Here is an 18,343-nt window from a genome sequence, read left to right as displayed (position 1 = left end):
GAGCGTGCTCTCAACCGCGCCAGGCGGCAGCGACGGTGAGAGCTTGGCGTGGGTTGAGGCGCGGATCGCAGAACGACGTGTAGCTGGTCCAGGGCTGGTCGAGGTGGTGCTCGGCGTCGACGCACTCGGTGACGTCCTCGGGCGTGGTCTCCAGGTGGAGACCGCCGGGCACGCCGTTACCCGAGTCCACCGCGTTCTGGAATCGCTGAACCTCTCGTACGACCGTCTCCACGAGCCGAGTCTTCGACCCGTCGGTCCTGCGCACCGTGTTGCCGTGCATCGGGTCGCACAGCCATACCACCGGGTGTCCGGCCGCTCGGACGGCGGAGACGAGCACCGGAAGCCGGTCCAGAACGGCCTCTGCCCCCATGCGCGAGATCAGCGTCAAGCGTCCGGGTTTTCTCCGCGGGTCGAGGCGCTCGCACAACGCGAGCAGTTCTCCGGTGGTCATCGTGGGACCGACCTTGCAAGCGACCGGATTGGTCAGCGCGGAAAGGAGGTCCACGTGCGCGCCTGCGACCTGGCGGGTGCGGTCGCCGATCCAGGGCCAGTGTGTCGAGGTGAGGAGGTGGCCGCCGTCCGTTTGCTGTCGAACCATGGCGAGTTCGTAATCCAGCAGCAGCATCTCGTGGCTCGTCCACGTACCTGACGTGCGGCTGGTGTCGGTACCCCAGCCGAGGAGTCGCGTGGTGTCGTATGCCGCTCGATACCCGGTGAGCATGCGCCAGGGATCAGGGGTTCGGAGCTTCGCATCCGGTTTCGGCGAGTTGACCATGTGCCCGCGGAAGACGGGAAGCTCCACGCCTGCCACTGTTTCGACGTCGGTGGAGCGGGGTTTGGCGTACTGACCGGCGATTCGCCCCACGCGCAGCACTGGCCGACCGGTTTCCCGCTCCATGGTGTCGGCGATGGCGTCGAGGAGCTCTTTTTTGCGGGCGATGTGTCCCGGCGTGGTCTCCGACCAGTCTTCCGCGCAGTCCCCGGCCTGGATCACAGTGACCTCGCCCGCGGCGGCCGACGCCAGCTGCTCACGGAGTCGAGCCACGTCGATCGGGGAGACGAGGGGCTCTGCGGCCTGCAGGCGGGCCTTGACCAGTGCCAAGGCCTGCGGGTCATCCCAAGTGGGTTGGTGCAGCGCGGTTCCGGTGACGAGGTCGGTTGCGAATTGCTGAACGGAAGTCATCCTTCGTGCTCCGATGTCGTGTGGTCGTAGCGTTGTTCTGCCTTGGAAAACGCTGCTGATCGTGAAACGAGCGAGCGGGTGGAGTCCTCGATGGCGGCGCGTGCCACAGCGTTGGCCACAGCGGGCATGACCCTGGAGTCGAGTGAATGGGGGACGATGCGATCCGCACTCAGGTCGCCGGCTGCGACTTCGGCGATCGCTTGGGCGGCGGCGAGCTTCATGTGTTCGGTGATGCGCCGGGCCCCGGCATCGAGCGCGCCTCGGTACATCCCGGGAGAGGCCAGCATGTTGATGACCTGGTTCGGGAAGTCGCTTCCGCCGGTGCCGACCACTGCGACGTGTCTGGCTGCGACATGCGGGGCAATCTCCGGATGGGGATTGGAGAGGGCGAGCACGATGCCGTCGGGCGCCATCGCAGCGATCAGGTGCTCGGGCACCTGTGAGCTCGATAGCCCCACGAAGACGTCCGCGCCTCGGATCGCCTCGGCGAGTCCACCGCTCAACGATCGCGGATTGGTGCGTTCGGCGACCTCGGTTTTGGCGGTGTTCATGTCGGGGCGCCCTCGATTGATGATTCCCCGGGAGTCGAGCACGGTCACATCGGAAACACCTGCAGCCAGCAGTATCCGCGCGCAGGCGAGCCCCGCTGCTCCGGCGCCTGATACCACCACGCGCCGGTCCTGCAGTGGGCGCTCGACCACCGCACACGCTCCGCGAAGGGCGGCGAGAACGGCGATGGCCGTGCCGTGCTGGTCGTCGTGCATCACGGGGCAATCCAGCGCCTCGACGAGCCGTCGCTCAAGCTCGAAACAGCGGGGCGCTGCCACGTCCTCCAGGCTTACCGCGCCGTACGACGGACGCAGCCGGACCAGCGTCTCGATGATCTCGTCGTTGTCCGTGGTATCGAGCACCAGCGGGATCGCGTCGACCCCGCCGAGTCGCTTCAGCAAGACAGCTTTTCCCTCCATCACGGGAAGAGCCGCTGCCGGCCCGACATCACCGAGCCCCAGCACGGCGGTGCCATCGGTGACCACTGCGACGAGGCGGCTCGCCCAGGTGTAGCGCTCGGCCAGAGCCGGCTGCGCGGCGATCGCCTGGCTGACCGCGGCGACTCCGGGTGTGTAGGCGACGGCCAGAGAATGCGGATCGTTGAGTTCGGCAGTCGTTTCGATGCAGATTTTTCCGCCCTTGTGGGCGCTGAATATCTCGCTTTCCTGGATCTCGGTCGCGGTATTGGCGAATGTCATGGAATTCCTTCCGGTTGGCACGGAATTGAAATCTAGTGGCCGGTGTGCGTGGTGGTCCACTACTCGATCGCGCAGTTCATGGCTCGACGACCAATCCCCGTTCGAGTAAGAGGTGCATCCGGGTTCTGGCCGCTACTCGATCGAATAGTCCCGGGTTCGCATTAGTACTCATTCGAGTAGTGGATGGATTCGTATTCAGGGTGAGACGGTGGAGCAACTCCCCGCTCCGGTTCGCTGTGCGGTCCGGGACGGCGAACACAGACGATCGAAGGGGATGAGCATGGCGACCGTGATCATCAGCAATCAGCGAACCGAGGAGATGGTCGGCGACCTCGAACTGCTGGATCCGGACTATCGGCGGTACGTTGGCAACCAGGCGATGCGCATGGCCTGGTGTCTGCAGGAGGGTGACGTCCTGGTGCTGCCGATGCCTGCGGACGAGGAGTTCTTGCGCTATGTCGCGGAAAGTTTGGGAATCGACCGCGATTCGGTGCACGTGATCGTGCCGCCGGTGGGACGAGCCGGTGAAGGTGTGCTCTCCCGCGACAGGTTGAACGACGAGCGATTCCTCGCCGAGCTGCGCGCTGCGACCACCGGGGGAGTTGATCGGGTGCTGCCGTTCCACTTCGACGGATCGGTCGCGGAACTGACCAAGGCGCTCGGCCTAGGTGCGGTCACGCCCGGTTTCGGGTTCCTCGACCAAGGCGGTGGAAAGCTGCTCAACAGCAAGTCCACGTTCCGGTCGCTGGCCGGCGGTGTCGATGCCGCCGTCCCGGCAGGAACCGTCGTCTCGTCGCAGGAGGACGCCGAGCAGTTCTTGTGGAACGCTCTCCTCGATCGTGGGCATCCGGCCATCCTCAAGCAGGACTTCCACGTAGCCGGATATGGCAACGAGATCGTGAGTCCGATTTCCGGCGTGAACCCGATCGGCGCGCAGCGCGCCGTTGTGGTGGAGACCAGGGAGGAACTGTCGAAGTACCTTGCGGACCGTTGGGAATGGCTGACTGATGGCGGGCGCAACCAGGTGGTCATCGAGCACTACCTACCCGACTCGGCACCGATCTACGCCGAGATCAGGATCGAGGACCACGGTGTGGAATTCACCGGCCACGGGGAAATGCGGATGAAGCCCGTTCTCAACGGCCTGATCGTCCCGTCGCCCTCCAGCGGTACGGCTGAGTTCGACGGGTTCCTGGACACCGTGTACCGGCTGGGCGCGGCCATCCACGCGATGGGTTATCGCGGGACCGTGAGTGTTGACGCGATCGTGACGGCGGACCAGTCCATTCTGATCAACGAGTTCAACTGCCGGACCGGTGGTTCCACGCACATCCACCGGATCGGTGAGCGCATCGTCGGAAGTGACTACTTCGAGGAGCGGGTACTGGTCGAGCTTCGACGCTGCGTGTTCCCGGCGTTCGCCGACGCGCTGGACGCGCTGAGGTCCCATGGGCTCGCGTACGACCCATCCTCGCGAACGGGCGTTCTCATCACGGTCACCGACGACAGTTCCGTCGGCGGGTTCGGGGAGTACTGCGTCGTCGCCCGGGACAGCGAGCAGGTTGAGCGGATGGAAGCCGCTGTCGCCGAGTTGTTCGCCGCACGTCAGAGTGGAGCCTGAGAACGATGTCCAACGTCAAGCCGCGCTATCGAGACCTCATGACGCCGGAACTGCTGTTGTGGGGGTTGATCGCGCTGGCCAGCAAGGCGCCCGTGGCCATGGCTCCGCTCGCCCTGGTGTTCTTCAGCAGAGCGACCCCTGGCGGGTATGCATTGGGAGCGACCTTGGCCTCGGCGTACGTGCTGGGCGAAGTGGTCGGTGCGCCCCTGCTCGGAAGCCGTCTCGGTCGGGGGCGGATGCGGCCGCAGCTGGTGATCGGGTTGCTCTGCGGAGCCGTGGCTTTCGGGGCGCTTCCGCTGCTCGCAACCGGTTCGCCCGGCTGGGTGATCGCAACGGCGTTCCTGGCCGGTGCAGGGCCGGCGGCGTGCCCCGGTGGTATCCGGTCACTGCTCACGCGCCTGGTGGGCGATCGCGACGTGGCCCGGGCGCTGAGCGCCGAGGCGATGCTCACGCAGATCACGTGGGCCGTGGCACCGGCTCTCGTCGTGCTGCTCGCCCTGCAGGTGCACCCGGGCGCGCCGCTGGTGTTGTGCGCGTTGCTCGCGTTGCTCGCAGGGGGCCTGCTGCTGCGCTTGCACGAGCCGGCAACGCAGAGCACCGCGACCCGCGCGCCGACATCCATGAGCAGGGCGGTGATGGCGGGGTGGCCCGTGTATCTCACCAGTGCCGCAGCGATGGCGATGCTGGCCACGGCGGAACTCGTCCTGCCCGCCCTGCTGGAAGACCGGGCGATCGCGGTGGGCTGGTCAGGGCCGCTGCTGGCGGCGTTCGCTCTGGCCAGCGCGTTCGGCGCCTTCTGCTACGGGCTGCGCAGGTGGCCGGGGGCGGTCGAGGCCCAGAGCCTGGTCTTCCTCACGGCCACAGCCTGCTGCGTGACATTGATCGTCCTGCTGCCCGGAGTGGCGGGTATCGCGGTCGGGTTGATGCTGGCCGGTGTCTTCCAGGCCGGTGTCATGGTCACCAGGAACCTGAGCCTGCGACAGCAGTTGCCGGAGCAGGCTCACGCAGCGGCGTACTCGATGATGTACGCCGTGCAGGGTGCCGGGTACAGCTTGACGGCGACGCTCTCGGCGGTCGCACTGCAAGTGGCGACCCCTGCCACGGCGGTCATCGGTGGTGTCGCCGTGACCTTGGTGATCACCGCGATCTGCGCTGTGGCCGAACGTCGCTCCCTCCGCGCACCGGAGTCCGGTGCGTCGAAGCAGCCGCAGGGGCCGGAGTCCGGCGCCGACCGGTGACGTGCCGGAGTCTGCCGAGGAAGCACGCGGTGAGGCAGGGGGCGGCTGTGCGGACAGCGGCCCCCTCCCGGTCGCCGCCGGTTGTCGTCCGCGGTGGTCCGGGCATGCGGATCGAGTTCCGTGGTCTTGGCTGCGCGAGCGACGTGGAAGCCCAGAACGTCGAGCTCAGATCGGGTTTTCCGATGAGATTCGAACTCACACCTTATGGATTGTGATCGGCAAGGCGTTCTCGCTGGGGTGAACACGCCGGCAAGCGCGTTGAATCGAAGACGAGAACAGTGCTCAGGCGGCATCGCCTGAGGCCTCTCTCGCATTGCTCGGACAGCGCCGTGGCTTCACACCGAATTGCGCATGGGGATTCATGTCTGCGCTCGACGGCGACAGCCTCGGGCGTCCTGATACGGATGGGCGCATTTGGTCTTCTTCCGGCCCGTCGAGCGGCGAGATCGTGATAGGTACGGGGAATGCATTCAGCGGCGGACACGCGACAGATCGCCGGACCGGCTGTGTCTCAGCGTCGAGCCAAGCGCGGCAAACGGGTGTACATCTCGTCGGCAGCAACGGACTTGGGGCCGGAAAGGTGGGCGGCGATCGAGGCTGTGCGCGCCGGCGGGTGTGAGCCGGTAGCGATGGAGTTCTACGGTGCGGACACCCAGCGGGCCATCAGCCGGTGTCTGCAGGACGTCCGGTCCTGCGATGTCTACGTCGGCATCGTCGCCTTCCGGTACGGCTCGCGCCCGCCTGGACACGATAAGAGCTTCACGCACCTCGAATACGAGGAAGCGGTTCGTCAGCGCAAGCAGATTCTGCTGTTTCACCTCAAAGAGGACGTGAAGCGGCAAGTCAGCGATATCGACCAGGCGCAGCACAAGGTGAACAGGCTCCGCAGCCTCCAGGTGCGGGACCACACCGTAGTTCGCTTCTCCACGCTTGATGAGCTCGCAACCGGCGTGCGACGGTCGCTGCACCACCTCTACGGTGCGGTCGGGCCCAAGGTGCCCGAGCTGCTGCCCTACACGCTCGATCGAGACGCGCAGAAGGACGCCCTCGCCGCGGCTGTCGAGCGCGGCAGCCTCCAGCGCTCACCGTCGGTGGTCGTGATGCACGGTGGCGCGAAGCAGGCCCAGGGCAAGTTCGTTGATTTCCTGCAAGAGCGGCTCCTGACGCAGTATCTCGGGGTCGAATCGCCGCGCAAGTTCGGGATCTCCCTGCGAGGAGCGGAGTTCGAGAGCCCGGAGGTCATCACGCGAAGGATCGCCAGCAGCTGCTACCTGAATCCGACCTCCGACATCGGCACCGTGTGCCGCCAGTTGCACAATTTCGGGTCGATCACGATGCTCTGGTTCCCGGTCGAGGCGGTGATGCGTCATGGTCGACCGCAAGTTCGGCAAGTCACCCAGATCATCGACTACTTCGCTCGATGGCCGCGCTACCGGCAACTGCGAGTGCTGCCGGTCATCTCGGTGCAATACGCCGAGACACCCGGCTGGCGCGGCCTCCTGTCCCGCGGACCCGCGTCTCAGAACCGTTTCGGCCGGGCGTTCGAGGGCGCGGTCGGCGAGGCCGCAGGGCGTGAGGTCGTGATGCTGCCGGAGTTGACCAATGTCGAGCAGATGGAGGCCATCGTCTGGGCCGACCAGGTCGAGGTGCGCAGTCGTCTCGGTGGTCGCGACCCGGTTCCGGTGATCCGGCAGTTGTTTCAGAAGTACGAGCGATCCGCGAAGAAGCGCGGGATACCGATGGAGCAGTTGGCAACGGAGTTGACCGACCTGCTACGGAAATCGACTTCGGTGAGGGATTCGGTATGACACTGGGAATTTACACCGCGCGACGCGGAGGCGATGGGGCGCAGTTGATTCCGTCTCCCGCATCGGTCACCTTGGGAGATCCTGAATCGTACGTCCCGGCCGATGGCGTCAAGGAAGCGGTCAACGTCGCACTGGCCCTGGGACAGCCGTTGCTGCTGACCGGTGAGCCCGGATGCGGCAAGACCCAGCTCGCGAGCAATCTGGCCTGGTCGCTGGGTTTGACACTGCGCAAGTTCGAGACGAAGTCCGACTCGACCTCCGAATCGCTGTTCTACCGCTACGACTCGCTGCGGCACTTCGAGTCGTCGTCCCGAGGTGAACCGAGCGATCCCCTCCGCCACATCAGCTGGAACGCACTCGGTGCTGCCATTCTCGCGACGCTTCCTGCCGAAGAGCAGGCCGCGTACTCGGTTGACGGGATCGAGCCGACCCCGCGGCGGTCGGTCGTGCTCATCGATGAGATCGACAAGGCGCCACGCGACTTTCCCAACGACGTGCTCAACGAGCTGGAACATCTCTACTTCCGGGTGCCCGAGATCGGCAACACCGTCATTCGCGCTGACAACGCTCACCGGCCGATCGTGGTCATCACCAGCAACTCCGAGCGCGATCTGCCCGAGCCGTTCCTGCGCCGTTGCGTGTTCCACCACATCACGTTCCCCGACGATGAGACGGTGCGTCGCATCGCGCTCAACCACCTCGGTGCGCACGTGCGCGAACTCGACGCGTTGCTGGACGAGGCCGTGTCGTTCTTCGCGGAGCTGCGTGCCGACAGCACCGGGTTGTCGCGACGGCCTGGTTTGGCGGAGTTCCTCAACTGGCTGGTCGTGCTGGGTCAGCACGACACCGCGCGGCAACGGTTGACCACCACGAGCGTGCGCGCGACGATCGGGGTTCTGGTCAAGACGACCTCCGATCTGCGGCGGGCCGAGGATCTGCTCACCACGTGGTTGTCGCGACGAGACGGCTGAGCGGTGGACTCGGAATCGGTTTCCCGGCAGGAGACCTCGCGCGGCCTTGAGATCGAAACCCTGCTCTGGGGCGTGGTTGCCCGGTTGCGCGCGCACGGCTGGCGCATCTCCTTGCGGGAGATCGGGCGAGCCCAGGACGTCACCGCCTTACTGGTCGCGCGGCTGGGGCGTCCGCCGACCGACGACGAGCTGCTGCGCCATCTTCGGCCGATCTTCTGCGGAGAGGACAGCGAGCTCGCGGTCTTCGATGACGCCTTCCGGCAGAGCGCGGCGACGGGGGCGCGTCCCATCCCAGCCGCAGCGCCCGGACGGCGCAGGCGCTGGTCCTGGTCCGTCCCCTTCGCTGGTGTCCTGCTGGTGGTGTTCGCCGTGGGCGCGGTCATCACCTATCTGGCCAACAGAGCGACCGAGAGCGTTCCCGGGCCCAGCGGACAGGACCGTCAACCACTGGAGCGGGACTTCTTGTCGGCGGCCTGGCCCTGGATGGCCCTGGCGGTCGTGACGGTCGCGTGTGTCGCGGTGGCCGTGTGGTTCGCGCACCACAAGCGTCTCCGACGTCGTTCCGGGCCGCCCACATCGGGATACGATCTGGATCTCCGCTGGGACGTCCACAACCCGCTCGATCCGGCCGAGTGCGCCCGGACGGCGCGGGCACTGCGTGCCAGGTCTCCGGAACAGGGCCGCACGCTGGACCTGCCGCGCACGATCGATGCCTCGATCCGGGCCGGCAGGCGCTTCGCTCCTCGCTTCGTCCAGTACCAGCGTTCGCCGGAGTACCTGGCGGTCATCGAGCAACGGAGTCCGCACGACGTGCTCGCAGCGCATCGCGCCAGAACCGTCGACCAGATCGGTGCGTGCGGGGTGGCGATACGCCGGGTGGGCTTTCATCCAGGTTCAGGACTGGTCATCGATCCTCAGCGGGGTACGCGGCAGCTGGAGATGCTGCAGCCGATCGACCACCGCGAACGAATCCTGCTGTTCGCCGCAGATCGTGCGTTGCGCGACCCGTTCACCGGTGCGGGACGCCCGTGGCTGAGCAGGTTCAGCAGCTGGGCGGAAACCACGCAGATCGCACCTGATGCTGATCCGGATCACGCGGTGTACCGGGTCCTGCCCGATATCCGAGCTCTCGACCCCGTCTGGCAATCGAGTGCCGTGACGACCTCCTGGAGGACCCCGCCGGCCATTTTCGAGGCCGGTGACGAGATGTGGATCGAGCCGATCGCTCCGGCCGACGACGAAGTCGCCACCGCGATCACACTGCTAGTCACCGAGCTCGGTCCGAACGGGTGGTATTGGCTCAGTGCCTGCGCGCTCTACCCGGAGATCAACTACGAGCTGACCGTGTCGCTCGGGGCACTCCTGCGGGGCGACGACGGCGAACCGGTCAACACCCACCTCGACATCGAGGTGCTGGCGCAGCTGCCGTGGTTCCGGCACGCCTACATGCCGGACTGGCTCCGCAAGACACTCCTCAGCTCACTGACGCACGGCCAGCTGGCGGATGCGCGGACTGCGCTCAACGAGATCCTGATCAGCGGCTTGGCCGTCGAGGCCCCAGGTACTGGCGGTGTGTCCGTTGCGGCAGCACCGCGTGGTGCCGGGCGCGGGATCGTCGGCTCAACCGGCACACCGGAGGGCGCGGCGGACCGCGTTTACCTGGACGGTTCGTCGCTGCGGCGACGGCGCCTGGCGGTGGCGGCACCGCCCCAACTCCTGGCAGCGCTGCGGAATCGGCCACGCGACGCCTTAGCGAAAATGCGGTCGGGCGACGCCCCTTCGCTGCGCGTGCGCAGGGCCCTGGCGTGGTCCAACGCGCTTCTGCTGGTCGGAGCACTGGTGTCCAGCGTCGGCGCCGCGATCCTGCTGTGGCAGCACGGCGGTGACTGGGAGAAGATCGGCAAGGAGTTGAACAGTCCCGAATGGGAGGCTGGCTTGCTGGTCATCCCTGTCTTGACCGCCTTCCCTCTGGCGACGGTGGCACTGGTGTTCTCTCCTATGGCTGGGCGACGGCGTGGTGTGATCACGGGCAGCGGTGAGCTGATGTTCAGCCTGACAACCTTCCTCGGAATGACGCTGTTCTACCTGAATTCCGAGGATGTCGTTGTGCCGGTCATTGTGGGGATTCGCTTCGCGGCGTTGGTCACCACGATCGTCGCAGTGCGGTCGACTCTCAGGGACGCCGTGGTGCCGTGGGAAACCTTTCATCTGCGATGCCGTCGGGCTTTTGCGCTCTCCACCGGTTTCGTCCTCGTGCTGACTACGAGCTGGGCAGTCGTGCGCTGGGCCTTCTTCCCGCTGGAATTCGGCGGCGACGAAATCGGAGTTCCCACGTTGGTCGGCCTGGGCTTCGCCGGGACTGTCCTGGTGACCGCCGCGTACCTCTGCGGCGTGCGCTACATACCACTGCTCGCGGGCGGCACCGTGGCATTGCTCGGCGTGGTGTTCACGATCGCGGATGACACTTTCCTGACGCTCGTCTTCGCCCCGCCTGGCCTGCTGGTGCTCGGCGCCTTCTACTGGCAGGTGCGCCGGGCCGCACAGCACCCCCCGTTGGAGCTGTGGGAAACAAGGTGGCAGAAGTGGAAATGGCCGCTGGCGATCGCGGCGCTGGCGGCGGCAGGGGCGATCTCGTTTGCCCTGTCTGGTGGTGACACCCTGTCCGTCGCCATCGCACCCATCCCCGTAGGTCTAACACTCCTCAACCTGATCACGGGTCTGGTCACCGACCACGTCCCCACAACAGCGCTCCACCGCTTCCCGACGCCGTTCCACTTCGACTGAGAACCGCCGCGGGCGCGGGGCCGCTGTCAGGCTGCGTGTCGCAACTGCCTTCGCCCGCATGAGGTCGTCAGGTCTCCGAAACAACAGGCTGCGGCAGACGGGGCGTCCCACGGGCGTGGGTCAGCAGTCGGAGTTGGTTTGGGTGGCTTTGGCGATCTGGTAGGGGAGGTCTTCGTAGGCACCGCCGGCGGACGGGTCCTTGCCCTGGTAAACGAGCTGGAGGTTGCAGGGATCGATGGTCATCGTCTGGTCGTTTGTGCTGCGGACCAGTTCCCCGTGGCTGATGTCCGCGGTCCAGGCGTTGCCGTCGTCGAAGGTGACGTTGTTGCTGCGCGCGAAGGGGTTATCCTCGGTGTCGGCCAGGGGTTTCCACTCACCGTCGAGGCCTTCGGCGGTGAAGGCTCGGTACCAGCGGTTGTTGTCGGCGCCGATGGCCTCCCACATCAGCAGGTAGGTGTTGGTGTCGCCGACGCGGTAGACGGCGCCGCCCTCGAAGAGGTTGTTGGCCGTGTCCTCCAGGACGATCTGGGTGTTGCCGAAACCGTTCGGGAAGTTCTCCAAGGTGGTCTCGGAGCGGTAGACGTGTCCGTTGTCGTCGGCCGAGAACAGGTAGCACTTGGCGTCGTCGCAGTTGACGAAGAAGTCCAGCCAGTTGCCGTCGCCGATGTTGTCCTGGACGACCTGGGGCACGGTGTCCATGAAGTTCTTGGGCGCCGACCAGCTGGTCGGGTCGTCGGGGGTCCTGGTGGTCGAGTACGACGGCAAACCGGTCTGGTAGACGAGGTACCACTCCCCGGTGGGTTCGAAGTAGAAGGCGTGGGGTGCCGCGCGGTAGCCGGTGCCGATGGTCGACGCGGTTTCCAGATCGACCTGCGGTGCGGTGGGGGCCTGGGACCAGTCGGTGAAGCTGGTGTGGGCCAGACCCCAGTCGCCGTTCTCGACCCTGGTGAAGAAGACGTGCCAGGTGCCGTCCTCATCCTGGACGACGGACGGGTCCTTGGCGGAGGCGGAGTTGAGGTTCTCCGCCGGCGAGATCACAGGCCCGGTGGAGGACCACTCGAAACTGCTGGGCAGCGGCGTGGCGTCGGCACCGGGCGCCGCTGAGGCTGGACCGACGAGCAGCACCGAACCCAGCGCGGCGACGGTCGCCACGACGACGGGGCGCGAGCGGTGACGATGAACAGGCATGACAATACTCCCTCGTGATTCGGCTGGAGGGCCACCGGCAGCACTCGCCGCCGGTGGCCCGAAACCGAAAACCGTTGGTGCGAAAGAATCGTAGGTCTACCTGCTGGACGTGCTCGCGCTGTTCAGCGCATCGAGCACCGCGCCGTACGCCTCCTTCTTCTGGTAGTTCCCGTCGTAGAGCAGCGGGGTTTCCTCAGCGCGCCAGGAGTACGCATCGGTGATGCCCCAGACGGTGATGCCCTTGCACCGCGCCACTGCCAAGCAGGATTCGGTGACCGCGCGGTACACATCGGCCTGCGCGGTCCCCGAGCCACCGACGTCGAGCTCGGTGATGTGCACGTCGACGCCGAGGTCGGCGAAGCGTTGGAGGTTCTGCTGGTAGGTGCTCAGGTCGGTATCGGTGCTGAGGTGGGTCTGGAATCCGACGCAGTCGATCGGTACCCCGCGAGCCTTGAAGTCGGCGACCATGTCGTAGACGCCGTTGCTCTTCGCGTTGATTCCGTCGGTGTTGTAGTCGTTGTAGCAGAGCTGGGCGTTCGGATCGGCGGCCTCGGCAGTGCGAAACGCCTCTTCGATGTAGCCGTCCCCGAGCTGCTGCTGGAAGTGGGAGTCGTCGCGGCGGGTGCCGTCCTCGTCGAACGCCTCGTTCACCACGTCCCAGGAAGCGATCTGGCCCTGGTAATGGCCGGCGACCCCGTTGATGTGGTCGACCATCGCCTGGTTGAGCGCGTCCCCGGTGAGTTGTTGGGCCCACTGCGCCAGCTGCGAGTGCCACACCAGGGTGTGACCGCGCACCTGCATGCCCTGGTTCTCGGCGTGGCCGACGACCTGGTCACCGCCGCTGAAGTCGAACTGGCCCTGAGCGGGCTCGGTGGTCTCCCACTTCATGTTGTTCTCGGCGACGACGCTGTTGAACTCCTGGTTCAGCGTGTTGACGTAGGGCTGCTCGCCGAAATAGCCGGGTTCGATCGCGGTGCCGAAGTACCGCCCGCTCTGGGCAGCCGAATCACCCAGCGTCTCAGCGGCGTGGGCAGTACCGGTGAGGAGTGCGACGCCGCTGGCGGCGAGAACACCGGAGGTCAACAGCGCCAACGCCGTCCGACTTCGGGGCCGAACGCTCGAACTGTTCTTCACGAGAACTCCTTCTTGTTTCACACGGAAATCTCTTTCTTCGTAACGCGAAAACGCCGCCAACACGGCTACTTGCGGCGAAACACCTGGCGCGGAGATGTTTCCGGACGTGCCGCAGCACCGCGCGGACATCGGGTCTGCGGAACGCGGAGCCAACGCACCTGTCGCGCCGGTTCGTTACGGCTCGAGCTGTCTCGTGGCGTAGTTGAAGATGCCGAACCGGTAGCCCATGAAGAACTGCCAGTCGGCGTTCATCGCCGCGGTGGCAAGATCCGCAGCGCGGTCAGAGCTCTCCGGCGGCTGTAGGAATGACTGGGCCAGAACATGAGAACACCATCCCGGTGAAGCAAGGAAGAGCCTGCTGACAAGGGGATACCGCGCACAGCGACGTCCTGAACGGGACGTTCGCCTGGTCGGACAGTGTTCGGGCCGTGTTGGTTTCGCATGTTACGGCTCCATGTCCCGTTGTCAACGGCTCATGACCCGAATTCCGTCGCATGGATGCGTATTCGGATCTCTCATCGCCGGAACTGCAGTGATCGACTCGGATCGCCCGAAACTTTCTTCTGCAGATCGACCGAGTTCGCACTCGTCGCTAGTTCAATCCTGTTGACTCAGGATCAGTTTCGTGCGCTATTATCCTGAAAGGTCATAGATAGTTCCGAAAATTTCGGGACCGTGTTGCTCGGTAATGTGCCTTCCACTTCGACCGCGAAGAGGAGACCTCCGTGCCCACCCGCGCTGCTGATCGACGCTGTTCGCAGAACCTCTCGCCTCCGGTGGCTCCGCCCAGAGGGGCTCCGGTCATCGCCTTCACCGACACCACGGGAAACCGCGTCGAGGGCACCCCGCCCTCGCACGGCCCGGAAAGGGGTCACCGAGCCCGTGGCCCGGCCGTTCCAGGGGGCTGTCGATGACGAGAAGGTGCGGCGGCCGTCGCCAACGAGGAGAAGAAATTCGGCGCAGTCTTCGACGACGTGTTCGAGGACAAGATGGCCGATCACATCGACACGATCACGGATCTTGGTGATCAGTATTTCTCACCGGCGCGATCTCAATTGCGCTGTGCAGTCTTTTGGTGAGGTGCAGCGGTACTTCCTGCGGCATCCGTGCAAGGGGCTGAAGCAGCGGTTGATCCCGGTCGCTGATACCGAGGGCAACGTGCTCGTCGTGTACTTGATGTGAGTGAGCATGCGGTCGCGGTCTGACGTGGCGGGGTTGCAACGAGTGGAGGACGAGTACGGGACGGGCGACGTGGTCCCCATCGATAGCCAGCTCCTGGGGTTCGGTGGCTTCCGTTTCACCGGTCGGCACTACGACTCCGACACGAAAGGCTCCACACTCGCCATTGCCGAGACCGAGCCGATACTAGGTCGGCCGTCGGATGAGCTCCTCGACGGTGCGGCCTCGGTTGCTGTCCTGTTCTCGCCGCCGTGATCACGCCGTTGGCCCGCGACTATGAAGGATCGCGCATAGTGCGCTGGCGGGCTTTCGAATTCGGGTGGTCCACTGGATTCGGTCGGGGACCCGCAGGGCGCGGTGCACCATCACGTTGGTCGCGGCTCCGCCGACGATGTCCGATTCATCCCGTTGAAGACGATGTCCCAGAAAGTCGCGGTCCTATTGCGAGCGGCTCGTGCTCACTCGGGCTTCGCGCCCGAGGTGCCGGTGTCAGGTGTCGATCTTGACGTGCTGGACGCTGATGATTTCCTGCCCCTCGTGCGGAGTGACCGTGTACCAGATGGTCACGTTGTTCGAGGACAGGTGAAGTTCGTAGGCACCTGGAATCGGGTCACCTTGAGGAAATGGATCGGCAAGGGTGGGAACCGGCTCATCGAGTAGGTGGAAGATCGTGCGTTGGGCTGCCCACCGGACTGCTTCAGGCAGCGCTTCGATTTCGGCCCATGATCGTCCGGGGAAGCGAATAAGGCGGTCGCTCACTCCGTGATTCCCCATGCCTCGGCGAGTTGGTCTCGCGAGAAGGTGGGCACGTCATCGCCTGGTCCGGGATCGGCCTGGATGCGAGAAACTGCCTCTTGCTGACCAACCTCGCGTCGCAGTCGCCGGACCTCGGCGCGCAACGACTCCCATTCAGCGCGGGGGACTGTGACCATCTCGGGTGTTTCGATGCTCACCAGCGACTCCTTCCGGCTGAGATTCTTGACGGTGCAAGTCTAGCTGTCCAGCCGCGAGAACAGGGTGCTTCGAAGCCACGGGTTGGGGCGAGACGTTCGCACTCAATAGTGGCACACCAATTGAAGCTCACGTCCGTTTTCCCAGCTCACGACCGGAACAATGTTGTGAGGATGCGATATGTGCCCCCGGTGAGATTCGAACTCACACTGTACGGATTTTGAGTCCGCTGCCTCTGCCGTTGGGCTACGGGGGCTGGTCTTGTCGTCAGCATACGGGACGGCCGATCAGCGTCTTCCGGGAGGGTGGCCGGTGCGTTACTCCTGGTCAGAGCTTTTCGGGATGGATTGGCTCTGGGGTCTGGTGGTGGCGATCACGGGGGTTTAGGTTCGCGGGGTCGTGCAGTGTGTGGCGGGTCGAACGCGCGGAGGCCGTGTTGGTCGATGAGAGAACTCAGGTGGAGCCGACGCCGTCGGGGTTGCGGCAGAGCCTGAAGAACCGGCATCTGCAGATGATCGCGCTCGGCGGGATCATCGGGGCGAGCCTGTTCATCGGCAGCGGTGCGGTGATCTCCACCGTGGGGCCGGCGGCCGTGGTGTCCTACGCGATCGGTGGGCTGATCGTCGTCCTGGTCATGCGGATGCTCGGCGAGATGGCCACCGCGGCACCCACTTTGGGCTCCTTCATGGAGTACGCGCGGACGTCGCTGGGGGAGTGGGCGGGATTCACCCTCGGCTGGCTGTACTGGTACTACTGGGTCGGCGTGGTGGCCTTCGAGGCCGTCGCCGGGGCTGAGCTGATCAACCCGTTGCTCCCGATGGTGCCGCAGTGGGTCATCTCGCTGGTGCTCATGATGGTGCTGACGGGCACCAACCTCGTGTCCGTGCGCTCGTTCGGCGAGACGGAGTTCTGGCTGGCCTCCATCAAGGTCATCACGATCGTGATCTTCCTGGTGTGCGGGGCCTTGTTCGTGTTCGGACTGTGGCCCGGCGCCGAGATGTCGGTGAGCAACATCGGCAAGGACGGGTTCTTCGCGCACGGCGGCTTCTCCGTGCTGCACGGCGTTGTGATCGTGATCTTCTCCTACTTCGGGACCGAGATCGTCACCATCGTCTCCGCTGAGTCCGACGAGCCGGAGCGCTCGGTGGCCAAGGCGACCAAGGCCGTGGTGTGGCGGGTGCTGATGTTCTACGTGGGATCCGTGGCGCTGCTGGTGATGATCACTCCCTGGGACCAGATTCCCACCGAGGGAAGCCCGTACGCGGCGGCGTTCACCCGGTTCGGGCTCCCGGCGGCCGAAGTGGTCGTCGACGTCGTGGTCTTCACCGCGGTGATCTCGGTGCTCAACTCCGGCCTCTACACGGCTTCCCGGATGCTGTTCGCGTTGCAGCGGCGCTCGTTCGCCCCTTCGTGGGTGCGGGATCTCAACGGCCGCGGGGTGCCGTGGAAGGCGATCGTGCTGTCCACACTGGTCGGTTACGTCGCCGTTGCGGCCAGCTACGTCGCTCCGGACACGATCTTCTACTTCATCATCAACAGCGCCGGGGCGGTGGCGCTGTTCATCTACGGCATGATCGCGCTCTCGCAGCTGCGGATGCGCCGCCGCCTGGAGCTCGAAGCGCCGGAGTCGTTGAAGCTGAAGATGTGGCTGTTCCCGTACCTCACGTGGATCACCCTCGCGCTGATCGCCACCGTGATCGTCACCATGGCCTTCGTCCCGGACATCCGATCGCAGCTCGTGCTGAGCCTCATCAGCGTCGCCGCGATCCTGCTGATCTACCTCGTGTTCGTGCGGCGGAAGGCTTCGAACGCGTGAGCCCAGGGATGTCGCAATGGTCACGCCGCCTCGTAACCTCGGCGTCAAGTCACTACCGGTAAGCTGCGGTTTCCGATGCAAACCGCATCGGCGGACCCGAGTTCTACTGGAGGATCCCGGTGACGACGCCGGCTGCCGAGGACACACGCGAGGCCAAGCCCGTCGAACGTCGCGTACTCGTGGCCGAGGACGAGGCGTTGATCAGGCTTGACCTGGTGGAGATGCTCCGAGAAGAGGGCTACCAGGTCGTCGGCGAGGCTGGTGACGGACAGGAAGCCGTTCGGCTCGCCGAGGAACTCCGACCCGATCTGGTGATCCTGGACATCAAGATGCCGAAGATGGACGGCATCGAGGCCGCTTCCAACATCGCTGGGGACCGGATCGCGCCGGTGGTCATCCTGACCGCCTTCAGCCAGCGCGATCTGGTGGAGCGGGCGCGCGACGCCGGGGCCATGGCCTACCTGGTCAAGCCCTTCGCCAAGCGCGACCTGGTGCCGGCCATCGAGCTGGCGGTGTCCCGGTTCACCGAGGTGCAGGCGCTGGAGTCCGAGGTCAACGACCTCAACGAGCGGCTTGAGGCGCGCAAGACCATCGAGAAGGCCAAGGGCCTGCTGATGAGCAAGCACAACCTCTCCGAACCCGAGTCCTTCCGCTGGCTGCAGCGAACGGCGATGGATCGCCGCACCACGATGAAGGCGGTCGCCCAGGCGGTTCTGGAGAACCTGTCCTGATCGACGACGGAAGAGCGGGGTGCCACCGGCACCCCGCTTTTTTCACGCCTTGTCGCGGATCGAACAGGTCAGGCGGGCCGAACAAGTGCGGCGGCCCTGCTCGTCGGTGATCTCCACGTCGTAGGTCGCGGTCGTGCGCCCTTGGTGCAGCCGCGTGCTCACCGCGGTGACCAGGCCCTCGGTGGCCGGGCGGTGGTGGGTGCAGATCAGCTCCAGGCCCAGTGCGATGCGGTCCTGGCCCGCGCCCAGCGCGGCAGCGATCGAGGCGACCTGCTCGGCGAGCACCGCGTTCGCGCCGCCGTGCAGCAGGCCATAGGGCTGGCGGTTGCCCGCCACCGGCATGGTCGCGACCACTCGATCGGGCGTGTATTCGACGATCTCGATGCCCATCCGGGCGCTGAGCTGTTCCTCGCCGGAGTTCACCGTCTTGATCAACTCAGCGATCTCGCTGGTCACGGCCTCGTCATGGGTGGAATCGGGCACCGTCGGTCC

The 18,343-nt window shown here is 65.5% G+C and carries 14 protein-coding genes and 1 tRNA gene; 8 read left to right on the top strand and 7 right to left on the bottom strand.

Annotated elements, in window-relative coordinates; translation table 11 throughout:
• Nucleotides 1-10: 10 nt before the first annotated feature.
• Nucleotides 11-1,183: a 3-deoxy-7-phosphoheptulonate synthase gene (locus tag FHU35_RS19370; protein ID WP_145741755.1), complete on the bottom strand. Its 1,173-nt coding sequence runs from the start codon at nucleotides 1,181-1,183 to the stop codon at nucleotides 11-13.
• Nucleotides 1,180-2,430, bottom strand: coding sequence for an NAD(P)-dependent malic enzyme (locus FHU35_RS19365; protein ID WP_145741753.1), 1,251 nt, complete (start codon nucleotides 2,428-2,430; stop codon nucleotides 1,180-1,182). Before FHU35_RS19365 ends, FHU35_RS19370 begins: the two co-directional genes overlap by 4 nt.
• A 280-nt stretch (nucleotides 2,431-2,710) precedes the next feature.
• Here FHU35_RS19365 and FHU35_RS19360 point away from each other — a divergent pair, with 280 nt between their 5' ends.
• From FHU35_RS19360 to FHU35_RS19340, 5 genes are all read left to right on the top strand, one after another.
• Nucleotides 2,711-4,051: a preATP grasp domain-containing protein gene (locus tag FHU35_RS19360; protein WP_145741751.1), complete on the top strand. Its 1,341-nt coding sequence runs from the start codon at nucleotides 2,711-2,713 to the stop codon at nucleotides 4,049-4,051.
• Nucleotides 4,052-4,056: 5 nt separating this feature from the next.
• The gene (locus FHU35_RS19355; protein ID WP_145741749.1) at nucleotides 4,057-5,289 is read left to right on the top strand and encodes an MFS transporter; all 1,233 of its coding nucleotides are present in this window, start codon (nucleotides 4,057-4,059) and stop codon (nucleotides 5,287-5,289) included.
• Between the two features lie 464 nt (nucleotides 5,290-5,753).
• The gene (locus FHU35_RS19350) at nucleotides 5,754-7,097 is read left to right on the top strand and encodes a DUF4062 domain-containing protein (RefSeq protein WP_145741746.1); all 1,344 of its coding nucleotides are present in this window, start codon (nucleotides 5,754-5,756) and stop codon (nucleotides 7,095-7,097) included.
• A 71-nt stretch (nucleotides 7,098-7,168) separates the two neighbouring features.
• On the top strand, nucleotides 7,169-8,068 hold the full coding sequence (locus tag FHU35_RS19345; RefSeq protein WP_186459511.1) for an AAA family ATPase: 900 nt from the start codon (nucleotides 7,169-7,171) through the stop codon (nucleotides 8,066-8,068).
• Between the two features lie 3 nt (nucleotides 8,069-8,071).
• Nucleotides 8,072-10,852 carry a hypothetical protein gene (locus tag FHU35_RS19340; RefSeq protein ID WP_145741743.1) on the top strand — a complete coding sequence of 927 codons (2,781 nt, stop codon included), beginning with the start codon at nucleotides 8,072-8,074 and terminating at the stop codon, nucleotides 10,850-10,852.
• Between the two features lie 120 nt (nucleotides 10,853-10,972).
• On the opposite strand, the gene FHU35_RS19335 is transcribed toward FHU35_RS19340, so the two are convergent.
• Both FHU35_RS19335 and FHU35_RS19330 read right to left on the bottom strand, forming a co-directional pair.
• A complete protein-coding gene (locus FHU35_RS19335) occupies nucleotides 10,973-12,040 on the bottom strand; it encodes a glycoside hydrolase family 62 protein (RefSeq protein ID WP_145741741.1) in 1,068 nt (355 codons plus the stop codon).
• A 96-nt stretch (nucleotides 12,041-12,136) separates the two neighbouring features.
• A complete protein-coding gene (locus FHU35_RS19330; protein WP_246110422.1) occupies nucleotides 12,137-13,174 on the bottom strand; it encodes a glycoside hydrolase family 10 protein in 1,038 nt (345 codons plus the stop codon).
• A gap of 1,224 nt (nucleotides 13,175-14,398) precedes the next feature.
• Between FHU35_RS19330 and FHU35_RS19320 the strand changes: the two genes are divergently transcribed.
• Complete coding sequence (locus tag FHU35_RS19320) at nucleotides 14,399-14,608, top strand: hypothetical protein (RefSeq protein WP_145741737.1); 210 nt, start codon at nucleotides 14,399-14,401, stop codon at nucleotides 14,606-14,608.
• A 234-nt stretch (nucleotides 14,609-14,842) separates the two neighbouring features.
• On the opposite strand, the gene FHU35_RS19315 is transcribed toward FHU35_RS19320, so the two are convergent.
• Together FHU35_RS19315 and FHU35_RS19310 are read right to left on the bottom strand one after the other, a co-directional pair.
• A complete protein-coding gene (locus FHU35_RS19315; RefSeq protein ID WP_145741735.1) occupies nucleotides 14,843-15,112 on the bottom strand; it encodes a hypothetical protein in 270 nt (89 codons plus the stop codon).
• A 375-nt stretch (nucleotides 15,113-15,487) separates the two neighbouring features.
• Nucleotides 15,488-15,560 (bottom strand) — tRNA-Leu (locus FHU35_RS19310).
• 255 nt (nucleotides 15,561-15,815) lie between these two features.
• On the opposite strand from FHU35_RS19310, the gene FHU35_RS19305 reads away from it, so the two are divergent.
• Both FHU35_RS19305 and FHU35_RS19300 read left to right on the top strand, forming a co-directional pair.
• The gene (locus FHU35_RS19305) at nucleotides 15,816-17,120 is read left to right on the top strand and encodes an amino acid permease (RefSeq protein WP_145742602.1); all 1,305 of its coding nucleotides are present in this window, start codon (nucleotides 15,816-15,818) and stop codon (nucleotides 17,118-17,120) included.
• 119 nt (nucleotides 17,121-17,239) lie between these two features.
• Nucleotides 17,240-17,851, top strand: a complete 612-nt coding sequence (locus FHU35_RS19300) for an ANTAR domain-containing response regulator (protein WP_145741733.1) — start codon at nucleotides 17,240-17,242, stop codon at nucleotides 17,849-17,851.
• Nucleotides 17,852-17,893: 42 nt separating this feature from the next.
• On the opposite strand, the gene FHU35_RS19295 is transcribed toward FHU35_RS19300, so the two are convergent.
• The gene (locus FHU35_RS19295) at nucleotides 17,894-18,307 is read right to left on the bottom strand and encodes a PaaI family thioesterase (protein WP_246110475.1); all 414 of its coding nucleotides are present in this window, start codon (nucleotides 18,305-18,307) and stop codon (nucleotides 17,894-17,896) included.
• Nucleotides 18,308-18,343 lie beyond the last annotated feature (36 nt).

The sequence above is a fragment of the Saccharopolyspora dendranthemae genome (genome assembly GCF_007829955.1).
GTDB classification, from domain to species: Bacteria; Actinomycetota; Actinomycetes; order Mycobacteriales; family Pseudonocardiaceae; genus Saccharopolyspora; species Saccharopolyspora dendranthemae.
This window is presented reverse-complemented; position numbering and strand designations above follow the sequence as displayed.

Bases quoted from the DNA above. Each gene is read 5' to 3' on its own strand.
- FHU35_RS19355 (WP_145741749.1), top strand. From the start codon at position 4,057: ATGTCCAACGTCAAGCCGCGCTATCGAGACCTCATGACGCCGGAACTG.
- FHU35_RS19370 (WP_145741755.1), bottom strand. From the start codon at position 1,183: ATGACTTCCGTTCAGCAATTCGCAACCGACCTCGTCACCGGAACCGCG.
- FHU35_RS19335 (WP_145741741.1), bottom strand. From the start codon at position 12,040: ATGCCTGTTCATCGTCACCGCTCGCGCCCCGTCGTCGTGGCGACCGTC.
- FHU35_RS19305 (WP_145742602.1), top strand. From the start codon at position 15,816: ATGATCGCGCTCGGCGGGATCATCGGGGCGAGCCTGTTCATCGGCAGC.
- FHU35_RS19365 (WP_145741753.1), bottom strand. From the start codon at position 2,430: ATGACATTCGCCAATACCGCGACCGAGATCCAGGAAAGCGAGATATTC.
- FHU35_RS19350 (WP_145741746.1), top strand. From the start codon at position 5,754: ATGCATTCAGCGGCGGACACGCGACAGATCGCCGGACCGGCTGTGTCT.
- FHU35_RS19360 (WP_145741751.1), top strand. From the start codon at position 2,711: ATGGCGACCGTGATCATCAGCAATCAGCGAACCGAGGAGATGGTCGGC.